This is a genomic window from Bradyrhizobium sp. NBAIM08, from assembly GCF_020193935.1.
GTDB lineage: Bacteria > Pseudomonadota > Alphaproteobacteria > Rhizobiales > Xanthobacteraceae > Bradyrhizobium > Bradyrhizobium yuanmingense.
In genome coordinates, this window is record NZ_JADYVR010001055.1 from 1 (window position 1) to 398 (window position 398).

At 64.3% G+C, this 398-nt stretch carries 1 protein-coding gene; it reads right to left on the reverse strand.

Features of this window, described 5'->3' with window-relative positions:
- Window positions 1–280, reverse strand: a 280-nt coding sequence (locus I6F37_RS43435) for a hypothetical protein (RefSeq protein ID WP_225154902.1), incomplete at its 3' end; no start/stop codon positions are given.
- Window positions 281–398: the final 118 nt, after the last annotated feature.

Here is a 398-nt window from a genome sequence, read left to right on the forward strand (position 1 = left end):
CGAGGTAGGAGTGGTTCGCAGCCAGCCGACGGGCGAACTGGGCACCGTCGGGCCCGAACAGCCCACCGAGCTGGTAAAAGATCTGCAGAGCCCGCTGCAGGCCGAAGACGAAGAACACGACCATGCTCGCGATGGCCAGCTTGTTGGTGGTCAGCTGGCGGCGGCGGACCAGGGCGACGTAGACGTAGCTGATCATGGCGAAGCAGGCGATGGTGTTGACCATGTTTGCGGCGAGGCTCAGCTGCCACCAGGCCAAGGAGTCCCAGGGACCGTTCGGCAATGTCGCTGTCCGTTCTGCTGGCCCCGGGTTGTGGTGCGTTGTCAGGCACACCGGTCCTGCCCCCGAAGGACCAATCATAACTGCTCCGCCTTCCCTCGCGTCAGATTCTGCCCCGGAT